At 56.3% G+C, this 1,216-nt stretch carries 1 protein-coding gene; it reads left to right on the forward strand.

The window, feature by feature from the left end:
* Positions 1 to 342 precede the first annotated feature (342 nt).
* On the forward strand, positions 343 to 1,216 hold an 874-nt coding region (gene tnpC, locus ACQ4N7_RS30260; protein WP_430715127.1), incomplete at its 3' end, for an IS66 family transposase.

Genomic DNA, 1,216 nt, shown 5'->3' on the forward strand with positions numbered 1-1,216 from the left:
GTAATTGCTCAACTAGGTTGACGGGTACCGGCGAATGAGAGAGGGTGGTAGACTTTTGCCATGAAAGACCTGCCGCCCTTAGAAGGCCTTAGTTCTGAGGAGAAAGATGCTCTGATTCGAGAGCTGTGGCAGGTGGTGCAAGCCTTGCAGGCAGAGGTTGAGAGGCTGAAACGGAAAGGCGTCAAGAAAACGTCACGCAATTCAAGCTTGCCGCCAGCGAAAGGATTCAAGCCGAATTCAGAGCGTCCCAAGCCCAACCCAAGTAAGCGCACGGCAAGCGTGGGCCGAGCGGGTGGTGGACGAGAACTGAGCGCATCGCCTGACCAAGTGGTGGTGGCACAAGTGAACCGTTGTCCTCACTGCGGCGGCGAGGTCGAGCAGGCCCGCCAACAACTCAAAGCCGTGTATGAGCGGATTGAACTACCACCGATTCGGCCCCAGATAACTCGTGTCGAACGCTATGGTGGGCAATGTCCGTGCTGTCAGCAGAGCTATGAAGCCCCCGTGCCAGTTGGTTTAGAACCTGGGTCACCCTTTGGCCAAAGCATCGCCAGTGTGGTGACGTATCTGAGATACCACCATGCGGTGAGCTATCAACGGCTTAGCCAATTGATGCGGGATCTGTACGGGGTAACGCTATCGGAAGGGGCCATTGCGAATCTGCTCCAACGGGTTCAAACCCAGCTTGCAGCGCCAGTGGCACGCATTGTCGAGCGCCTGCGGAATGCTCGCCTAGTGTGCAGTGATGAAACCAGTGCCCGGCTCAACGGTCGCAACCAGTGGGAGTGGGTGTTCCAGAATGAGCAGGTGTGCCTGCATGTGATTCGGCCCAGTCGAGGCAAAGCCGTCATTGACGAGACCATGGCAGGTCATCGCCCTCAGGTCTGGGTCTCCGACTTATTCAGTGCTCAAAAAGCTCATCCGGCTGAGCATTGGCAAGTGTGCCTGGCCCATCAACTCAGGGATTGTCAATATGCCATTGACGCCGGTGATGACCTGTTTGCCCCTCGAATGAAACGCCTATTACTGCGCGCCATTGCCGTAAACCGACGACGACAGACCCTAGCTGCCTCAACGCTTCAGCAATACCGCTCTCGCTTCCGAGGCAGCCTGCGGGAGATCTTGAATTTGAAGCCCAAGTCCCCCGAGGGACAGCGATTGCTCAAACGCTATTTGAAGATTCGAGAGCATCTGCTGCTGTTCCTTGACCATGAGA

Source organism: Nodosilinea sp. AN01ver1 (assembly GCF_050565655.1).
Taxonomy (GTDB): domain Bacteria; phylum Cyanobacteriota; class Cyanobacteriia; order Phormidesmidales; family Phormidesmidaceae; genus Nodosilinea.